Annotated in this window: 14 protein-coding genes and 1 tRNA gene; 11 read left to right on the forward strand and 4 right to left on the reverse strand. The window is 75.4% G+C overall.

Going from position 1 to position 16752, the window contains the following annotated elements:
• Positions 1-68 precede the first annotated feature (68 nt).
• Entirely contained in the window at positions 69-593 is a 525-nt protein-coding gene (locus tag ACFPP6_RS18925; RefSeq protein WP_382043482.1) for a DUF4142 domain-containing protein, read from the forward strand.
• A 30-nt stretch (positions 594-623) separates the two neighbouring features.
• On the opposite strand, the gene ACFPP6_RS18930 is transcribed toward ACFPP6_RS18925, so the two are convergent.
• Positions 624-2861, reverse strand: coding sequence for a SpoIIE family protein phosphatase (locus ACFPP6_RS18930; protein ID WP_382043484.1), 2238 nt, complete (start codon positions 2859-2861; stop codon positions 624-626).
• A gap of 10 nt (positions 2862-2871) precedes the next feature.
• The gene (locus tag ACFPP6_RS18935; protein ID WP_382043486.1) at positions 2872-3102 is read right to left on the reverse strand and encodes a PAS domain-containing protein; all 231 of its coding nucleotides are present in this window, start codon (positions 3100-3102) and stop codon (positions 2872-2874) included.
• Positions 3103-3516: 414 nt separating this feature from the next.
• On the opposite strand from ACFPP6_RS18935, the gene ACFPP6_RS18940 reads away from it, so the two are divergent.
• The 8 genes from ACFPP6_RS18940 (at position 3517) to ACFPP6_RS18975 (ending at position 14288) form a co-directional block, all read left to right on the forward strand.
• Positions 3517-4443 (forward strand): ATP-grasp domain-containing protein, encoded by a 927-nt coding sequence (locus ACFPP6_RS18940; RefSeq protein WP_382043488.1) that lies wholly within the window; start codon positions 3517-3519, stop codon positions 4441-4443.
• Complete coding sequence (locus tag ACFPP6_RS18945; RefSeq protein ID WP_382043490.1) at positions 4440-5279, forward strand: ATP-grasp domain-containing protein; 840 nt, start codon at positions 4440-4442, stop codon at positions 5277-5279. The genes ACFPP6_RS18940 and ACFPP6_RS18945 overlap by 4 nt, the downstream gene beginning before the upstream one ends.
• Positions 5280-6270: 991 nt before the next feature.
• Positions 6271-6789 (forward strand): NADH-quinone oxidoreductase subunit B family protein, encoded by a 519-nt coding sequence (locus ACFPP6_RS18950; RefSeq protein WP_382043493.1) that lies wholly within the window; start codon positions 6271-6273, stop codon positions 6787-6789.
• Between the two features lie 85 nt (positions 6790-6874).
• Positions 6875-8908, forward strand: coding sequence for a proton-conducting transporter transmembrane domain-containing protein (locus ACFPP6_RS18955; protein WP_382043496.1), 2034 nt, complete (start codon positions 6875-6877; stop codon positions 8906-8908).
• Between the two features lie 25 nt (positions 8909-8933).
• Entirely contained in the window at positions 8934-9899 is a 966-nt protein-coding gene (locus tag ACFPP6_RS18960; protein ID WP_382043499.1) for a respiratory chain complex I subunit 1 family protein, read from the forward strand.
• 11 nt (positions 9900-9910) lie between these two features.
• Entirely contained in the window at positions 9911-10609 is a 699-nt protein-coding gene (locus tag ACFPP6_RS18965; protein ID WP_382043502.1) for a hypothetical protein, read from the forward strand.
• A complete protein-coding gene (locus ACFPP6_RS18970; protein ID WP_382043504.1) occupies positions 10609-12756 on the forward strand; it encodes a proton-conducting transporter transmembrane domain-containing protein in 2148 nt (715 codons plus the stop codon). Before ACFPP6_RS18965 ends, ACFPP6_RS18970 begins: the two co-directional genes overlap by 1 nt.
• Before the next feature lie 2 nt (positions 12757-12758).
• Positions 12759-14288 (forward strand): hydrogenase large subunit, encoded by a 1530-nt coding sequence (locus ACFPP6_RS18975; RefSeq protein ID WP_382043507.1) that lies wholly within the window; start codon positions 12759-12761, stop codon positions 14286-14288.
• Positions 14289-14308: 20 nt separating this feature from the next.
• On the opposite strand, the gene ACFPP6_RS18980 is transcribed toward ACFPP6_RS18975, so the two are convergent.
• On the reverse strand, positions 14309-14494 hold the full coding sequence (locus tag ACFPP6_RS18980; protein ID WP_382043510.1) for a hypothetical protein: 186 nt from the start codon (positions 14492-14494) through the stop codon (positions 14309-14311).
• A gap of 174 nt (positions 14495-14668) precedes the next feature.
• Here ACFPP6_RS18980 and ACFPP6_RS18985 point away from each other — a divergent pair.
• A tRNA-Ala gene (locus ACFPP6_RS18985) sits at positions 14669-14741 on the forward strand.
• Between the two features lie 124 nt (positions 14742-14865).
• The gene (locus tag ACFPP6_RS18990; protein WP_382044011.1) at positions 14866-16242 is read left to right on the forward strand and encodes an SDR family NAD(P)-dependent oxidoreductase; all 1377 of its coding nucleotides are present in this window, start codon (positions 14866-14868) and stop codon (positions 16240-16242) included.
• 45 nt (positions 16243-16287) lie between these two features.
• Here the strand turns inward: ACFPP6_RS18990 and ACFPP6_RS18995 are convergent, their stop codons facing one another.
• A complete protein-coding gene (locus tag ACFPP6_RS18995; protein ID WP_079110447.1) occupies positions 16288-16737 on the reverse strand; it encodes a winged helix-turn-helix transcriptional regulator in 450 nt (149 codons plus the stop codon).
• Positions 16738-16752: the final 15 nt, after the last annotated feature.

The raw sequence follows: 16752 nt of genomic DNA on the forward strand, positions 1-16752 counted from the left end.
CGTCCCACCCGAATGCCGTCCCGTGCCGGGCGAACCGTCGCGGGCCGATGACGAACGGAGCGTGCAGGATGCGTATGGGACACCGGTTCACGGCCGCAGCGGCAGCCCTCGCCATGGTGACGGGACCGGCGGGCGTCGCGCTCGCCCAGACGGACACGGAGGCGGCGAAGGACGGCACCTTCCTGGCGAAGGCTCACCAGGGCGGCCTCGGTGAGATCGCCATGGGCAAGGACGTCAAGAAGAACGCCACCACCTCGTGCGTCAAGAAGACCGGGGAGATCCTCGTCAAGGACCACACCCGGCTCGACAAGAAGATCACGGACCTGGCGAAGCGCCTGAGGGTGACCCTGTCCGACCGGACCATGGCCGAGCAGCGCCAGGAGCTGAAGGACCTTCAGAAGAAGGCGCACACGCGCGAGTACGACCGGCTCTGGCTGAAGCTGGTGGCGGCCAAGCGCGTCCAGGCCCTCAAGATGCTCGACGACGAGATCGCCCACGGGCAGAACGCCGAGGTGCGCGAGGCCGCCCGCATGGCGAGACCCGTCATCGCCGACCACCTCAAGAGAGTGCAGGTGTGCCAGAAGAAACGCTGACACCCGGCCCGCCGCGGGCCGCCCCGGGGCTCACCCGGCGGCGGCCAGCGGCTGCTGGGCCCAGATCGTCTTCCCCTCCGCGGTGAAGCGCGTGCCCCACCGCTCCGTCAGCTGAGCCACCAGCAGCAGCCCCCGGCCGCCCTCGTCCGTCACCCGGGCCCGGCGCATCCGCGGCGAGGTGCTGCTCGCGTCCGAGACCTCGCAGATCAGCGAGGACCGCTCGCGGATCAGCCGGAGCCGGATGGGGGCGTAGGCGTGCCGGACGGCGTTGGTGACCAGCTCGCTGACGACCAGTTCGGTGGTGAACCCCAGCTCCTCCAGCCCCCAGGCCGTCAGCTGCTCGGACGCGAACTTGCGCGCCTCGGCGACCGTGGACCGCTCCGCCGGCAGGTCCCAGCTGCGCACCTGCGAGGCGTCCAGCGCGCGCGTGCGGGCGAGCAGCAGCGCGATGTCGTCCTTGGGCCGCTCGGGGCGCCGCGGCAGCAGCGCGTCCAGCACGGCGTCGCAGGTCTGCTCCAGGGGCGCGGCCGGACCCGACAGGGCCGTGCGCAGCCCGTCCAGGCCCGCGCCGATGTCGTGGTCGTGGCTCTCGACCAGCCCGTCGGTGTACAGCGCGAGGAGGCTTCCCTCGGGCAGCCGCAGTTCGGCGGACTCGAAGGGCAGCCCGCCCAGGCCCAGCGGCGGACCGCCGGGGATGTCCAGGAAGCGGGCCGTGCCGCCGGGCGTCACGAGCACGGGCGCCGGATGGCCCGCCCGGGCCAGGACGCAGGAGCGCGACACCGGGTCGTACACCACGTACAGGCAGGTCGCGCCCGTCTCCCGGACGGTGCCCGGCAGCCGCTCCGCCGCCTGGTCCTGCTGGTCCTGGGCCAGCTGGACCACCAGGTCGTCCAGGTGGGTGAGCAGTTCGTCGGGCGGCAGGTCCAGGTCCGCGAGGGTGCGCACGGCCGCGCGCAGCCGGCCCATGACGGCCGACGCCTGCAGCCCGTGGCCGACGACGTCGCCGACGACGAGCGCGACCCGGGCGCCGGACAGCGGGATGACGTCGAACCAGTCCCCGCCGACGCCGGCCTGCGCGCCGGCGGGCAGGTAGCGCGAGGTGACCTCGACGGCCGTCGGCTCGGGCAGCCGCCCCGGCAGCAGACTGCGCTGGAGCGTGAGCGCGACCGAGCGCTCCACCGCGTACCGGCGGGCGTTGTCGACGCACACGCCGGCCCGCGCCGCGATCTCCCCGGCCAGCAGCAGGTCGTCCGCGTCGAACGGCTCCGTGCCCGGGTGGCGGACGAACAGGGCCACGCCGAGCGTGGCGCCCCGCGCGCCGAGCGGCACGGCGAGCACCGAGTGGACACCCTTGCCGCCCAGGCACCGGGAGAGGCCGGGGCCGCCGCCGTCCGCCCACGCCGCGATCGCCGCCGCCTCGGCGCGGTGCAGCGAGGAGAGGCCGGAGGCGAGTGCCTCGGCGGGCGGGGAATGCGGCGCGTAGGAGAAGGCGCCGCCGGGCTCGCCGGGGAGGCCGCCGAGCACGGACCGCGCGGCTGCCCGACGCACCGGCTCCGCGTCCGGCCCTCCGGCGCCCGTGTCCTCCGGGCCGCCGCCCGGACCGGATCCACCGGCCGCGTCTGCGCCGTGCAGCACGGAGTCGAGCAGGTCGACGCTGACCAGGTCCGCGAACGCGCCCGTGGTGACCTCGGCCAGCTCCTCGGCGGTGCGCCCGACGTCCAGCGTGGTGCCGATGCGGGCGCCCGCGTCGTTGACCATCGCCAGCCGCTGCCGGGCGCGGTGCGGCTCCGTGCGGTCCAGTGCCGCTATCGACACGCCCTGCACGCGGCCGTCGCCGTCCTTGAGCGGGGTGAAGAACGTCGCCCACGCGCGCTTGCGGGACTGGCCGGGCGCGCGGAAGAAGGTGTCCGTGCGCAAGGTCTCGCCGGTGCGCAGCACCTCCGCCATCAGGCGGCCGAACTCGTCGAAGGGGGCGCCGGGGAAGATCTCGGTGAGCTGCAGCCCGAGCATCGCCTCCTCGGGGCGGCCCGACAGGCGCACCATCTCCCCGTTCGCACCGGTCAGCCGCAGGTCGCGGTCGTAGACGGCGGTGGCGATGGGGGACTGCACGTACGCCCACTCCTTGAGGGCGGCGTCCCTCCGCGCCGCCTCCGTGAGCACGGCGTCCGGCTCGCCGGGCGGGGCGCCCTCCGGAGCGGCGCCGAGGAGCACCCACTGCACGCGGCCGTCGCCCTCCGGACAGGGGTGTGCCCGCACGGTGACCCGCACCGCCCCGCCGTCACGGTGGCGGGCCGTGAGGGCGCCGCTCCAGGGTGCGGACCGTGTGAGCGCCCGCAGGGCCGGGGGCGGCAGGGGTGCGGCGAGCAGGGCGGCGGCCGATGACCTCCTCGGGCGCATGGCCGAGCGCGTGCCGCGCGGCGGGGCTCCACAGGGTGACGGTGCCTTCCGCGTCGACGGCGGCGACTGGGACGGTCGCCGTGGGGGAGAGGGGGTCGGAATTCGCGTCCATCGATGGTCATCTCGTCCGGCGGGCGGCGTACGGCGGGGCCGCCTGCCGCCCGCATAATTCAGGCTGTAGCTATCTTTCCCGCACTAATCGGCACTGAAGCATCCATCTCGCCCCGAACTGCCGGGGTGGTCCGGGTGGGATCCGGTCACGGCGAGGCCGTTGTATCGGCCAATCAAGGAGTGGTGCGCGTAGCCCTGCTGCAGCGCCGTCCGTCCGTCGTCCTGCGCAGGGTCGGCCCGTATCCGACGGGGAATCAGTCGGTCGGATACGGAGAAAAACGGACGGTGCATGATCGGTTTGCTACGGAATTGAGACAGCCCCTGACATGCCCGACCCGTCACGCATGACATCCTGAGCCGTCACAGTTCTGCCGGACGCACTCGGCGGATGTCCGGGGATTACGAGGATGCACCAATGAGACTCTGCTTCCTGGTGGAGGAGCAGTACCGGCACGACGGCATGCCGGTGGACGTCATCCGCCAACTCAGGTCCTGGGGCCACCGGGTGGACGTGCTCAGGCCCGGCGGGTCGCTCCTCAGGCTCTCCGAGACGGTGCGTGCGGGCCGGCACGACGCCTGGATCCTCAAGACCGTCTCCGGCGGACCCGGGCTCACCCTCCTCGAAGCCGCGGCCGGCGCCGGACTCACCACCGTCAACGACGCCCGCGCCATCCGCGGCGTGCGCGACAAGGCCCTCGCCGCCGTGACCGCGGAGACCCACGGCCTGCCCGTCCCCGTGACCTACGCGGCCATGCGCATCGAGGACTTCGCGGAGATACCCGCCGCCCAGTACCCCCTCGTCGTCAAGCCCGCCGACGGCAGCTCCGGCCGGGCCGTGCGCCTCGTGCCCTCCCCGGACCGGCTCGCGCGCCAGGCGCCCCGGGACGGACACGGCGCGGGCGGCGGCATGCTCATCGCCCAGCCCTACGTCCCCAACTCCGGCGTCGACCTCAAGGTCTACTGCGTCGACGGCGAGCTCTACGCCACCGAGCGCTGCTCCCCCCTCCACCCCGACCAGCCCGCGAGCGAGCGGCAAGTGCCGCTCAGCGCCGAGGTGGCCACCATCGCCGCGCGCGTCGGCGAGGTCTTCGGCCTCGACCTGTACGGCGTGGACGTCGTCCTCGGCCCCGACGGGCCCGTGGTCGTCGACGTCAACGACTTCCCCAGCTTCCGTCAGGTCCCGGACGCGGTCGCCCGCGTGGCCTGGGCGATCCTGCGGCTCGCCGACGCGGGAGGAGCCCGCCCGCGCGCCGCCGCGGCCGGCGCCGCCGCCCTGCTGTCGGCGCAGCCGTCCGCGCCCGCCGGCGGCCCCCTCGGCGGCTCCCTCGGCGGCGACGCATGAAGATAGGCCTGCTCACCCCGGCCCCCGACCACCCGCTGCTGGCAGCCGCCACCGGCCTGCTGACGCCCCGCCACCGCGTCGAGGCGCTCGACCCCGCGCACGCGGCCGACCCCGGGCCCGGCGACCTCGCCGACGTCTACCTCCTCAAGACCCGGACCCCCCGCGCCCTGGCCTTCGCCCGCCGCCTCGAAGAGCGCGGGGCTCCCGTGCTGAACTCGGCCGCCTCCACCGGGCAGTGCCAGGACCGCACCGCCATGGCGGACGTGGCCCTGCGCGCCGGGCTCCCCTTCGTGGCCACCGCCACCGAGCCCTCCCTCACCGGCCTGGCCGCCCGCGGCGACCTGTCCTACCCCGCCGTGATCAAGAGCCGCCACAGCCGCCGCCATGACCTGGTGGCCCGCGTCGACGACCCCGTACGGCTCGCCGTGCTCGCGGCCGAGTGGGGCGACGAACCCGTCGTCGTGCAGCGCTTCACCCCCAACGACGGCTGGGACCACAAGCTGTGGGTCGTCGGCGACCGCGTCTTCGCCGGCCTGCGCCGCTCGGAACTCGCGACCCCCGTCCGCACCGGCACCGAACCCCTGCGCACCGACGCCCTGCCCGCGGGCTGGCTCGACGTCGTGCGGCGCGTCGGCGAGGTCTTCGCCCTGGACGTGTACGGCGTCGACCTGCTCGACGTCGCCGGAAGCCCCCTCATCGTGGACGTGAACGCCTTCCCCGGCGTCCGCGGTCAGACCGGCGCCCCCGAGGCCCTGGCAGACCTGACCCTGCGCACAGCAAGAGGCACCCACCGCCCACGCACCCCGTCGAACGCCACCACAGCACCGGTCACCTGAACAACGGCCCACGCCCGGGCGCCGCGGCGGCGGTTTTGAAGGGCGTGCCCGTTCCCAGCAGGTTGCCGCGCCTTGCGGCCGGGACCGGCGATCTGTTCCGCCGCGACGGCGAGCAACGCCCGGCGAGGTTCCCGGCGGTGCCGAACAGGCCTGAGGCATGCCCGGCACCGCCGGTCACGGCCGTAAGGGCTGGGCGCCGCTGCGGCGGTTTGGGGGGCGTGTGCCCGTTCCAAGCAGATTGCCGCGCCCTGCGACCTGCCCGGCCACCTGTTCCGCCGCGACGGCGAGCAACGCCCGGCGAGGTGTTCGGCGGTGCCGAACAGGCCTGAGGTGTGCGGGGCGCCGCCGGTCACGACCGTAGGGGCTGGGCGCCGCTGCGGCGTTTGAAGGGTGTGTGCCCGTTCCCAGCAGGTTGCCACCCCTTTTCGGCTGGGGCCGGCGAGCTGATTCCGCCGCGACGGCGAGCAACCTCCGGCGAGGTTCCCGGCGGTGCCGAACAGGCCCGAGGCATGCGGGGCACCGCCGGTCACGGCCGTGGGGGCCGGGCTCCGCGGCGGCGGTTTCGCAGGTGTGCGTACCTGCTCCCGGCAGGCCGCCGCGCCCTGCGGCCGACCCGGCCATCTCTTCCGCGCGGGCCCGGCCCGCCTGTCGTTCGGCGACCGCACCGCCCGCCAGGGCAGGGCGCGAACCCCCGCCCGTACGGGACAAGCGAATTCGACTCATCCGTCCCAGCCGTCCGCAATGTCACCCCCACGGGACGGCCCGCCTCCCCACCCGTGACCGCGGGCCCGCGCCGCCGTTGACCCGGCCAGACCAGTCCTCATGCAAGCGGGGCTGCCGAAGGCCGTACGACGTTCCCACCCGGAGCGCCGGCGGGCCCGGACCGGGCTACCGACCGCCGCCCGCGCGGGCCGTCGCGGCCCTTCCGACCGGCGGCCGTCTCTCGGCGCGATTCCGCGCTGTGACGGCGGGAGACGGCCGCCACACCTTCGTGAGGGACACCGACGCCGAGGTGAGGGAAACCCGCATGGGCCTGCTGCGCAAGATCCGTGAAACCGGACGGGTGGCGGAGGACGCCCCGCCCCGCCCGGCGGGGAACCCGCCGCCCGGCGCCGCGGAGCTGGCCGGCTCGGCCCACGTGCGCTGCATCGACGCGGGTTCCTGCAACGGCTGCGAGATCGAGATCGCGCAGGCCTTCGGGCCGGTGTACGACGCCGAGCGCTACGGCGCCCGCCTGGTGGCCTCGCCCCGCCACGCCGACGTGGCCCTGGTGACCGGCCCCGTCACCCGCAACATGGCCGAGCCGCTGCGCCGCACCGTCGCCGCGATGCCCCGCCCCCGCCTGGTGGTCGCCGTCGGCAACTGCGCGATCGACTGCGGCGAGTTCGCCGGCGGCCACGGCGTGGAGGGCGCGGTGGCCGACGTCGTCCCCGTCGACCTGCGGGTGCCGGGGTGCCCGCCGGAGCCGGAGCGGATCGTGGCGGCGCTGCGCGTCGTGACGGGCCGGTGAGCGCGTACGGCTGCAGGAGACCCGAGGCCGGCAGCGGGCCGATAGGCACCCGCGTCCGCGCCTCCGCCCCCGCGGGGCACGCCGCATGAGCCCAGCCGAGTCCGCGACCGTCGTGGCCACGGGTCTCGCCGGTGCCGGGGTGCTGGCCGGGATGCTCCTGCCCACCCGCGCCCGGGTGGTGGCCGTGGGGCTGTGCACGGCGGGGCTGGGCGGCGCCGGACTGGCGGGCGGGATCGCGGCGCTGGGCGGCGCCGCCTGGTCGGCGTACCTGCCCGGCCTGCTGCCGCTGGCCGGGCTGCGGCTGGCCGTCGACGCCCTCTCGGGCCTGTTCATGGCCGTCGCGGGCGCCGTGGTCCTCGCGGTCTCCGTCTACGGGATCGGCTACGCCTCCGGGCGCGGCCCGCGCGGCACGGCGTCGCGCGGGGTGCAGTCGTCCCTGCCGGTCTTCGCCCTGACCCTGGTCCTCGTCCCGGCCGCCGCCTCGGTCTCGTCCTTCCTGCTGCTGTGGGAGGGGATGGCGGTCACGTCGCTGGTGCTGGTCCTGGCGGAGCAGCGCGACCGCCCGAGCGTCCGCGAGGCCGGCGTGTGGTACGCGGTGATGACGCACGTCGGTCTCGTCCTGCTGCTGGCGGGGCTCGCGCTGTTCGCCGCGGGGGCGGGCGGCGAGACGTTCGCGCAGCTGCGCGCGGGGGCGGCCGGCATGTCGCCGGGCGCGCGCGGCGCGGTCTTCGTCCTGGTCGCCGCCGCGTTCGCGTCGAAGGCGGGCATGGTGCCCCTGCACCCGTGGCTGCCGCGGGCCCACCCCGAGGCGCCGAGCAACGTCTCGGCGCTGATGAGCACGGCGATGGTGAACCTGGGCGCGTACGGCATCATCCGCGTGGACTTCGAACTGCTGGGCGGCGGCCCCGACTGGGGGTGGCTGCTGGTCCTCGCGACGGGCGCCCTGTCGGCCGTCCACGGCATCCTGCAGGCGGCCATGGCCTCCGACCTCAAGCGCCTGCTCGCCCACTCGACGTCGGAGAACCTGGGCCTGGTGCTCATCGGCGTGGGCGCGGCGGGCCTGTTCTCCTCGTCCGGCTACCCGGTCCCCGCCGCCCTCGCCCTGGCCGCGGCCCTGCTGCACGTCACCAACCACGCCGTCTTCAAGGCCCTGCTGTTCTGCGCGGCCGGTTCCGTCGTACGGGCCACGGGGCTGCGCGACCTCGACCGGCTGGGCGGCCTGCGCGCCAGGATGCCGGCCACCGCGGGCTTCTTCGCGGTGGCCTCGCTGGCCGCGGTCGCGCTGCCGCCGGGCAACGGCTTCCTCAGCGAGTGGCTGCTGCTGCAGTCCCTGATCCACGGCATGGCGGTGCCCGGGGTGTCCACGGCCATCGTGCTGCCGCTCGCCGTTGCGGTCATCGCCCTGTCGGCGGGGCTGGCGGCCGCCGTGTTCGTCAAGGCCCTGGGCGTCGGCTTCTTCGCCCGGCCGCGCAGCGGAGGGGCCGCGGCGGCGGAGGAGAGCCCGCCCCTGATGCACGTGGGCATGGGCCTGCTCGCCATCGGCTGCACGGCCCTCGCCCTCGTCCCCGGCACGCTGGGCAGCAGCCTGTCACGGGCCGTCGCCGCGGCGGGGCTCCGCGACGGCCGCCCCCTGGCGGGCGGCGGCCTGGAGCTGCGGCTGGACCGGGCCGCCGCCTCCCTGTCCCCCCTGTGGGTGACGGCGGCCCTGCTCGCGGGCGTCGTGGCGGCGGCCGCCCTCATCCGTCTGACGGCCCGTCGCGGGCGCCGTACGAACGCGCGGGTGTGGGATTGCGGGGGCGGCGCCCCCACGCCCCGCATGTCGTACACCGCGACCTCCTTCGCCGAGCCCCTGCAACGGGTCTTCGGCGACGTCCTCGACCCCGAGCAGAACGTGAACGTCACCCCGGTGCGCGATTCCGCCTACCTCGTGGAACGCGTGCGCTTCCGGCGCAGCGTCCGCGACCGGATCGAGCACCGCCTCTACCGCCCGGTCCTGGCCGCCGCCCTGGCCGTGGGCCGGGCCGCGCGCCGGCTGGCCCCCGGCAGCGTGCACCGCTACCTCGGCTACGGGTTCTTCGGTCTCGTCGCTCTCCTGCTGGCCCTGGCGGTCGGCTGGTGAGCGCCACCTCGCACGGGGAGACGCCGTGAACGGCACCATGACCGCCACCGGAACGGCCGCGGTGACCGCCCAGGTCGCCATGGTCGTCGCCGGGGCACCCCTGCTCACAGGGCTGATGCGGCAGGTACGGGCGCTGATGGAGGGGCGGGCCGGGCCCGGCGTCACCCAGCCCTGGCGCGACCTGCGCAAGCTGCTGCGCAAGGAGGCCATCACCCCTGCGGGCACCGGCCCGGCCTTCCGCACGGCACCGCTGCTGCTGGTCGCCACCACGGCCGTCGTCGCCGCGCTCGTCCCACTGGCCTCGACCGCCACTCCCGTCAGCGGCAGTGCCGACCTCATCCTCGTCGTGGCGCTGCTGGGGCTCGGCACCGTCACCCTGGCCCTCGCCGGGCTGGACACGGGCACCGCCTTCGGCGGGATGGGCGCCTCCCGCGGGATGACCGTGGCCGCGCTCGTCGAACCGACGATCCTCCTCGCGGTGTTCGCCCTGTCGATACCGACGGGGTCGACGAACCTGTCCGCCATCATCGCGGGCGGCATCCACGACCCGGTCCGCCTGGTCTCCCCGGCGGGCCTGCTCGCCACCGCCGCCCTGGCCGTCGCCGTCCTCGCCGAGACCGGCCGGCTCCCGGTGGACAACCCCGCCACCCACCTGGAACTGACGATGGTCCACGAGGCGATGGTGCTGGAGTACGCCGGACCCGACCTCGCCCTGGTCGAACTCGGCTCCCAGATGCGGCTGACCGTCCTGCTGGGCCTGCTCGCCTCGCTGTCCGCCCCCTGGGGCATCGCCACGACCGCCTCCCCGGCGGCCCTCGTCCTCGCCCTCGTCCTGCTCGCGCTGAAGGTCGCCCTGCTGGGCGCGGCCCTCGCCGCGGCCGAGGTGTTCTGGGCCAAGCTGCGGCTCTTCCGCGTGCCCGAGCTGCTGGCCGGATCCTTCCTGCTGGCGCTCCTCGTGGTGACCGCCTCGTACTTCCTCACGGGAGAGTGAGTGAGGGACACATGACCGACAGCGTCTACACCCAGCTGCTCGACCTGGCGTGCGGCGCGTTCCTGCTCGCGGCCGTCGTCGTCCTGTGGCTGCGGCAACTGACCTCGATCGTCCGCGTCTTCGCCTTCCAGGGCGTGGCCCTGGCCGCCGTCGCCGCCCTGCTCGGCCTGCACGAGGACCGCCCCGGCCTGCTCGCCGTCGCCGCCGGCATCGGCCTGCTGCGGGCCGGCGCCCTGCCCCGCCTGCTGCTCCGCGCCCTGACCGCCGGCACGCCCCGGCGCCCCTACCCCCACTACGAGGAGGACGTCAGCGAGACGCGCGAGACGCGGCCCCTGGTCAACGTCGCCGCGTCCCTGCTGAGCGCCGCCCTCCTCACCCTCCTCGCCTACGCCGTGTCCCGGCCGCTGGTCGCACTGCACCCCACACCGGCGACGCGCGCCCTGCCCGTGGGGCTCGCCGTCGTCCTCATCGGGTTCTTCACCCTGGTCACGCGCCGCCGCGCGCCGGCCCAGGTGGTCGGCTTCCTGCTGCTGGACAACGGCATCACCGTCACCGCCTTCCTCGCCGCCTCCGGAGTCCCCCTGATCGTCGAACTCGGCGTGTCCTTCGACCTGCTCCTCGCCGTTCTCGTCCTGCAGATCCTCACCACCCGGATGCGGGTCGCCTTCGGCGGCACCGGCATCGACGACCTGCGGGAGCTACGCGACTGATGACGCACGCCACCACCGCACTGCTGCTGACCGCCCCCATCGCGGTACCGCTCGCCACCTCCGCCGCGTACGCCGCCTCCGGCCTGCGCGGCGCGAAGGCGCGCGCCGGGGTCGCCGCCCTCGCGCACCGGACGCCGCGTCAGCGCGGCGCCGCGGCGCCCGTGGCCACCCTCGTCCTCCGGCCGGGCGGCCGGCCGGACGAGCCCGTGCGCCACGGGGGCGCGACGGGCGCGGACGGTGCCGCGTACCCCGGCACGGGTTCCGCCACGTCCACCGTGCCCGGAGCCCGCCCGGCCGCGCCTCCGGGGCCCGGCACCGGGCCGGGCGGGTCCGCCCGGCCCGGCAGGGAAGCCGCCGCCTCTCCGGCGCCCGGCAGGGAAGCCGGAGCGTCCTCTCTCCCCGGCTCGGTAACGGCTTGGTCCGGTACGGGCCCTGACGGGTCCACTCCCTCCGGGCCGGGGACCGCTCCGTCCGCCCGGCCCGGTACGGAATCCGCGGTGCCTCCGGGGCCCGGCACCGGACCCGGCGGGTCCACCCGGCCCGGGCCGGGGTCCTCCGCGTCCCCTTGGGCCGGGACGGAATCCTCCCCTTGGTCCGGGACGGACCCCTCCGCCTGGCCCGGCACGGAATCCGCCGTGCCACCGGCTCCCGGCAGGCGGTCCGGAGGGCCCGCCCGCCCCGGCGCCGGGCCCTCCGCGGCCCCGCGGCCCTGGAGCGCGCACCGCTCGCGCCCCGCCGCCGGAGCCGTGCCGCGGCCGCTCACCGGGCGGCTGGGGCTCGTCTCGCCGTTCGCGATCCTCACGTGCGGGGCCGTGCTCGCCTGTACGGTCCCCGACGACGGGCCCGTCACCGCCTACGGGCGGCTGCTGCGTGCCGACGCGCTGACCGTGTGGATGCTGCTCACCGTCGGCGCGGTCGCCTGCCTCGCGTGCGCCGCCAACCCCGCCCACCTCGCCCACGAGCGCACCGACCTTCCCGCGACCCGCCGCTACCACCTGCTGATCCACGCCTTCCTCGCCGCGATGAGCGCCGCGGTCCTCGCCGCCAACCTCGGCGTCCTGTGGGTCGCCATCGAGGCCACCACCGTCGTCACCGCCTTCCTCGTCGGCCACCGGCGCACCCGCGGCTCGGTCGAAGCCGCCTGGAAGTACGTGGTGATCTGCTCGGCGGGCATCGCCCTGGCCTTCCTCGGCACCGTGCTCGTCTACTACGCGGCCCGCCAGGCCGGCATCCCCGAGGCGTACGCCCTGGACTGGCAGACCCTCGCCGCCCGCGCGGACCGGCTCGACCCCTCGGTCACCCGCCTGGCCACCGGCCTGGTCATCCTCGGCTTCGGGGCCAAGGCCGGCCTCGCGCCCCTGCACGCCTGGCTGCCCGACGCCCACAGCCAGGCCCCCGCGCCGGTCTCCGCCCTGATGTCCGGGGTGCTGCTCGCGGTGGCCTTCGCGGGCCTCCTGCGCTACAAGGTCATCGCGGACGGGGCCCTCGGCGCCGGCTTCACCCGTACCCTGCTCGCCGGCGTCGCCCTGGTCACCCTCGCGCTCGCGGCGGCCCTCCTGCTGGCCCAGCGCGACTGCAAGCGCATGCTGGCCTACTCCAGCATGGAGCACATGAGCCTGATCGCCCTCGGCACCGCCGTGGGCAGCCCGCTCGCCCTCTCCGCCGTCCTGCTGCACATGACCGGCCACGGCCTCGCCAAGACCGTCGCGTTCTGCGCCTCCGGCCACATCGCACGACTGTGCGGAACCACCCGGATCGGCAGGATCCGCGGGCTCCTCGCCCACTCGCCCTGCCTCGGCACCGCGTTCGCCGCGGCCGTGGTCGCCCTGCTCGGGTTCCCGCCGTTCGGCCTGTTCGCCTCCGAACTGGGCATCGTCCGGGCCGGCTTCCTCTCCGGCCCCCGCTGGGCCCTGGCCGCCGCCCTCGTCCTGACGCTCGTCGCCTTCGGCGCCCTGGCCGCGCGCACCTCCCGCATGCTCCTGGGCCCGCCGCCGGGCGAGGACGACGAGGAGGAACCCGTACCGCTCGGCGCCGACGCCGCGGCCCCCCTCGTCGCCGGACTGGCCGCCTGCGCGGCCCTCGGCGTCACCACCGGCCCCCTCACCGCCCTGCTGACCGAGGCCGGCGAGATCATCGGAGGCCACTGACCATGCAACCGGGCACCGCACACCGCACCGTCACCGACATCGGCCCCGCCGACCTGCCCGGCCGAGCCGCCGACCTGCTCGGCGGCGGCCACCGGCTCGCCCTCGTCGCCGCCCACCACGACAGCGCCGACGAACCCGGAGGCCGGGCCGTCCGCGTCGTCTACCTCTTCGTGGCCGGCCCGCCCGACACCCGCACCGAGCTCCACGTCCGCCTCGACCCCAAGGCCCCCGAACTCCCCACCCTCGCCCACCTCTCCTTCCCCGCCGGCCGCTTCGAGCGCGAGATGCGCGACCTGCACGGCATCGTGCCCCTGGACCACCCGCTCCCGCACCGCCTCGTACGCCACTTCCACTGGCCGCGCGGCTGGTACCCGATGCACCCCGACGCCGGTCCGCCCCCGCCCTTCGCCGAACCCGAGGGCCCCTACCCCTTCCTGGAGGTCGAGGGCGAAGGCGTCTACGAGATCCCCGTCGGCCCCGTCCACGCGGGCATCATCGAACCCGGCCACTTCCGCTTCTCCGTCGTCGGCGAGACGATCATCAAGCTCAAGGCCCGCCTGTGGTTCGTCCACAAAGGCATCGAGAAGCTCTTCGAGGGCCGCACCCCCGAGCAGGGCCTGCCGCTCGCCGAGCGCATCAGCGGCGACACCGCCGTCGGCCACGCCCTCGCCTACTGCCTCGCCGTGGAGGAGGCCACCGGCGCGCACGTCCCCGTGGACGCGCGCCGCGCCCGCGCGCTCCTCCTCGAACTCGAACGCCTCCACAACCACGTCGCCGACCTCGGCGCGCTCTGCAACGACGTCGGCCACGGCGTCCTGAGCGCCCGTGCCCAGCACGTCCGCGAGCGCCTGCTGCGCCTCAACCACGAGGTCACCGGCCACCGGCTGCTGCGCGGCGGCGTCGTGCCCGGCGGCTCCGACCTGCACGCCGTGCCCGGCCCCGCCCGGCTCGCGGAACTGGGCCGGGAGATCCGCGACATCGTCACGCTCGCCCTCGGCCACAGCACCGTGCGCGACCGTTTCACCGGCACCGCCCGCCTCGACGTCACCGCGGCCCGCGACCTCGGCTGCCTCGGCTACGTCGCCCGGGCCAGCGGCCTGTCCGCCGACGCGCGGGCGAGCCACCCCTTCCACGACCACGCCGGCGCCTTCACCATTCCCGTCCACACCACCGGCGACGTCCTGGCCCGTTTCCTCGTGCGGGCCGAGGAGATCGAGACCTCCCTGGCCATGGCCGAGCGGCTCGCGGCCGGCCTCACGCCGGGCCGGACGACCGGGACCTCGCTCGCCTGGCCGCCGCTGTTCGCCCGCAGCACCCGCCGCGCCGGCGTCGGCATCGTGGAGGGCTGGCGCGGCACCATCACCACACGGGTCGAACTCGGGACCGGCGACGCGCTCACCCGCGTCAAGACCGTCGACCCGTCCTTCTTCAACTGGCCCGCCCTGCCCGTGGCGCTGGCGGACACGATCGTCCCCGACTTCCCCCTGGCCAACAAGAGCTTCAACCTCTCGTACGCGGGGAACGACCTATAGCCGGTGCCGGCCGGCACCGGCTAGCCGACGTCGACGGCGTGGGCGCGGGCCAGGCGCAGGGCATCCTCCAGCTCGTCCTCCGCCACGGCGATCTCGTAGGCGTCCCCGGCCGACTCGGCCTCCGCGAGGGCCTTCCGGGCCTGCCGTACGCGCTGCTGCATGGCCTCGGCGAATTGGCTCACGGCGGCCCCCGGCGCAATGGGCATGAACAGGAGATTCCTTGAAGTCTAGAGCCGATCGGCCCCGGTGACGCCCGCGGGGCGACCCCGACTTCCCCGGTCGCGCGCCGTCGGCCCCGCCCGTCCCCGCATCCCCACGCCGACCTGCTCCGATATCCGTTTTGCCACTGCCGAAACGATGGGTAAGGTGCGGGCCAATGCTCGTGCGTAGCGCAGAGGCAGGCGCGCCGGCCTGGCAGGTCGGAGGACGCCGGTTCGAATCCGGCCGCGCGAGCAGGCTCAGGACGTGAACGAGGCGGGGCCGGGGGCCCCGTGACGGGGGCGGGGACGACGCGGACGTGGGCGGCACCACCGGCAGCACCACCGGTACGACGGACATCACCGGCACCACCGGCACCATCAGTGCCGGTGATCTCACCGAGGACGAGCTCGCGGCCTTCGACCGCACCGTCGGCCTGCTGAGGCAGCTGCCCCTCGACGACCCGGTGCGGCAGCGCGCCGAGCAGGTCGCCTCGTCCTTCGTGCGCGACGGACGGCACCGCCGCCGCAAGGCCCGCCGTGAGGAACAGGCCGCGGCGGACGCCCTGGTGGTCGCCGCCACGGCGACGGGCGCCCTCGCCCGCCGCGAGGACGCACCGCTGGAGAGCCCCGGCTCGGCAGGCACCTACAGCCGCTCGCGCCGCTGCTACGTCTGCAAGGCCCCCTACCGGCAGGCCGACGCCTTCTACCACCTGCTCTGCCCGGACTGCGCCGCCGGCAACGCCGAGCGGCGGGGCCTGCGCACCGACCTGACGGGCCGCCGGGTCCTGCTCACCGGCGGCCGGGTCAAGATCGGCTTCCAGCTCGCCCTGATGATGCTGCGCGACGGCGCGGAGCTGCTGGTCACCAGCCGCTTCCCGCATGACACCGTCCGCCGCTTCCACGCGGCCGAGGGCAGCGAGGCGTGGCGGGACCGGCTCACCGTGATCGGCATCGACCTGCGCGACCCGCGTCAGGTGCTCGGCCTGTGCGAGCGGCTGCGGGAGGAGGGCCGGCCGCTGGACATCCTGGTCAACAACGCCGCGCAGACGATCCGCCGCCCGCCCGGGGCGTACGCGCCGCTGGCGGCGGGGGAGTCGCGGCCGCTGCCCGCCGGCGGCCCCGCGGGGACGGCCCTGTGGCAGGCGCCCGGCTTCCGGACGCCGTACGCGCTGGAGGGGGCCGGGGACGGTGCGGGCGCCTCGGCGGCGCTCGGTCTCGTCCTGCCGGCCGCCGCGGAGGTGGACGAGGCCGGGCTGGTGCCGGACCGCTCCGCCGCCAACTCCTGGTCCGCGCGCCTCGGCGAGCTGGACCCGGCCGAACTGCTGGAGACCCAGCTGGTCAACGCCCTCGCGCCCACGCTCCTGTGCGACCGGCTGCTGCCGCTCCTGCTGGCCTCGCCCCACCCGCGGCGCTACGTGGTCAACGTGACGGCGGTCGAGGGCCGTTTCGCCGTGCGCAACAAGTCGGCCGGCCACCCGCACACCAACATGGCCAAGGCCGCGCTGAACATGCTCACCCGCACCAGCAGCCGGGAACTCGCCGCCCGCGGCGTCCACATGTGCAGCGTCGACACCGGCTGGATCACGGACGAGAACCCGGCGCCGAAGAAGGAGTGGATGGCCGCGCACGGCTTCCGCACCCCGCTGGACGTCGTGGACGGCGCGGCCCGGGTCTACGACCCGATCGTGCGCGGCGAGGCGGGGGACCCGGTCTCGGGCGTCCACCTCAAGGACTACCGGGTCGCCGACTGGTGACGGGGCCGCGCTGCGGGAGCGGGCGGCCCGAGGCGGGACCGCCGGTCAGGCCGCGCCCTCGACGCCCCAGCCCGGCACCTGGAAGCGCGCGGTGATGGCCGAGCTGTCGACCTCCTCGCCGCAGCACCGGCAGACGACGGCCGGGTCGAGATCGGCGCCGCAGGAGTGCTCGAAGACGGTCGGCGGCACGTCCGCCAGGTGACGGTCGCCCCAGCTCATCAGCATGATGAGGACCGGCCGCAGATCGTGCCCGGCTTCCGTGGGGCAGTACTCGAAGCGCGCGGGCCGTTCGCTGTAGGGAACCTTCTCCAGCACTCCCGCCTCCACCAGCCGGCGCAGCCGCGAGGCCAGGATGTCGCGCGGGGCCCCGGTGTTGCGGGCGATCGCGTCGAAGCGCCGGACTCCGAAGAAGACCTCACGCAGCACCAGCAGGGAGTACTTCTCGCCGACCACGCCGAGCGCGTCGGCGATCGAACAGGGGCGCGGCTTCGTCATGCGCTCCATCGTAGA

It is taken from the genome of Streptomyces aureoversilis (assembly GCF_042657885.1).
Classification (GTDB): domain Bacteria; phylum Actinomycetota; class Actinomycetes; order Streptomycetales; family Streptomycetaceae; genus Streptomyces; species Streptomyces aureoversilis.

Excerpts from the sequence above, each read along its gene's own strand:
- ACFPP6_RS18925 (WP_382043482.1), top strand. The coding sequence starts at position 69 with ATGCGTATGGGACACCGGTTCACGGCCGCAGCGGCAGCCCTCGCCATG.
- ACFPP6_RS18935 (WP_382043486.1), bottom strand. The coding sequence starts at position 3,102 with ATGGACGCGAATTCCGACCCCCTCTCCCCCACGGCGACCGTCCCAGTC.
- ACFPP6_RS18940 (WP_382043488.1), top strand. The coding sequence starts at position 3,517 with ATGAGACTCTGCTTCCTGGTGGAGGAGCAGTACCGGCACGACGGCATG.
- ACFPP6_RS18945 (WP_382043490.1), top strand. The coding sequence starts at position 4,440 with ATGAAGATAGGCCTGCTCACCCCGGCCCCCGACCACCCGCTGCTGGCA.
- ACFPP6_RS18955 (WP_382043496.1), top strand. The coding sequence starts at position 6,875 with ATGAGCCCAGCCGAGTCCGCGACCGTCGTGGCCACGGGTCTCGCCGGT.
- ACFPP6_RS18965 (WP_382043502.1), top strand. The coding sequence starts at position 9,911 with ATGACCGACAGCGTCTACACCCAGCTGCTCGACCTGGCGTGCGGCGCG.
- ACFPP6_RS18970 (WP_382043504.1), top strand. The coding sequence starts at position 10,609 with ATGACGCACGCCACCACCGCACTGCTGCTGACCGCCCCCATCGCGGTA.
- ACFPP6_RS18975 (WP_382043507.1), top strand. The coding sequence starts at position 12,759 with ATGCAACCGGGCACCGCACACCGCACCGTCACCGACATCGGCCCCGCC.
- ACFPP6_RS18980 (WP_382043510.1), bottom strand. The coding sequence starts at position 14,494 with ATGCCCATTGCGCCGGGGGCCGCCGTGAGCCAATTCGCCGAGGCCATG.
- ACFPP6_RS18995 (WP_079110447.1), bottom strand. The coding sequence starts at position 16,737 with ATGACGAAGCCGCGCCCCTGTTCGATCGCCGACGCGCTCGGCGTGGTC.